This window comes from Pseudomonas sp. D(2018), from assembly GCF_005502555.1.
Taxonomy (GTDB): Bacteria; Pseudomonadota; Gammaproteobacteria; order Pseudomonadales; family Pseudomonadaceae; genus Metapseudomonas; species Metapseudomonas resinovorans.
In genome coordinates, this window is record NZ_SCOK01000119.1 from 1 (window position 1) to 1,424 (window position 1,424).

1 protein-coding gene is annotated in these 1,424 nt (G+C 60.9%); it reads left to right on the forward strand.

The window, feature by feature from the left end:
- The first annotated feature begins 82 nt into the window (after positions 1-82).
- The gene (locus tag FFS60_RS28545) at positions 83-1,414 is read left to right on the forward strand and encodes an IS4 family transposase (RefSeq protein ID WP_137823894.1); all 1,332 of its coding nucleotides are present in this window, start codon (positions 83-85) and stop codon (positions 1,412-1,414) included.
- Positions 1,415-1,424 lie beyond the last annotated feature (10 nt).

A 1,424-nucleotide genomic window follows, 5' to 3' on the forward strand; every position in this document is an offset into this window, starting at 1 on the left:
GTAATGCTGTTCACATAAGCATTTGAGCTGTTGCCGAGGCTCCCCGAGAATCCGATGCCAGATCTCTGGCATCGGATTTTTTATGTCTTTCCAGCAGCAGTTACTCGACCTGGGCGAGTTGTTCAATTTCTCCGATCTGAGCACCTTCACCCAAAACATCCCGATTGAGTGGGTGGCCTCCGCACTGGACCTTTCTGCACAGGCCACCATACGGCGGCGGCGCCTGCCCAGCGATCAGGTGCTCTGGCTGGTACTCGGCATGGCGTTGTTTCGCGACGAGCCTGTCCATGAGGTGGCGCGACGCCTGAACATCTGTGCCCAAGGGCTGGCCTCTAGCGACCTGCTGGCCAGAAGCGGCGTCACTGAGGCTCGCAAACGGCTGGGGGCCGATCCGGTTGAGTGGCTGTTCCGCAAAACCGGCAGTCAGTGGGGAAACGAACGCTATGACGGCGATACCTGGCAGGGCCTGCAGGTATTGGCCGTGGATGGTGCGCTCCTGCGCACCCCGGACACCTCCGAGCTACGGGAGCATTTCGGCTCCGGCAATACCGCCACCGAGCGCCAGACGCCGTTCCCCATGCTACGACTGGTGGCGTTGATGAATGTGCGCTCGCACCTGATTCTGGATGCCCAGCTGAGCCCCTACCGGCGCAGTGAAATGCGCCTGGCCGATGCGTTTATGCAGCAGATTCCCGACCATTCGGTGACGCTGTTCGACAAGGGTTTCTGGAGTGCCGACTTGCTGCTGGGCCTGGCCTCAGGGGGCAACAACCGACACTGGTTGATCCCGGCGCGCAAGGCGCTGGTCAGCGAAGAGGTGAGCCGTTACGGCAAGGGCGACCGCTTGCTGCGCATGAAGGTGTCGGCCCAGGCACGAAAGCGCAACCCGGCCCTGCCAACCCACTGGGACGTGCGCGAGGTCAGCTACGAAGTACAGGGCAAGGTGAAAACTGTTCTGACCTCGCTGCCGGCGGATATCTACAGCGCCAAGGCTGTCGCCAAGTTGTATCAGGAACGCTGGGAGATCGAACTGGGCTTCCGGGATATCAAAAGCTCCCTGCAGCAGAACGCGATGACCCTGCGCAGCAAGGTAAAGGACCTGATCTACCAGGAGGTCTGGGGATTGTTGCTGGCCTACAACATCATTCGCCGCGAGGCGAGCCAGGCTGCAGTGGCCTTTGGCCGAACACCATCGGACATACGCTTCAAACCGGTGGCCCACTACATCGCCGTACAGCTGATTGTGATGGCGGCGGCTAACCCGATTTCGGCAACAGGGAGGCGCCTGTCAGAGTTGCGGGCCGGAATCAGCGGGCTGTTTCTGGATCACCGCCCAAGGCCCTCAAGGCCGAGGACGGTGAAGATCTGCAAGACCCGCTACCCGGTGGACCGCAATGCTGCTCCGCTTAAGTGAACAGCATTAC

What these genes read in the sequence shown, in the direction of transcription:
- FFS60_RS28545 (WP_137823894.1), top strand. Translation starts at nt 83, where the DNA reads ATGTCTTTCCAGCAGCAGTTACTCGACCTGGGCGAGTTGTTCAATTTC.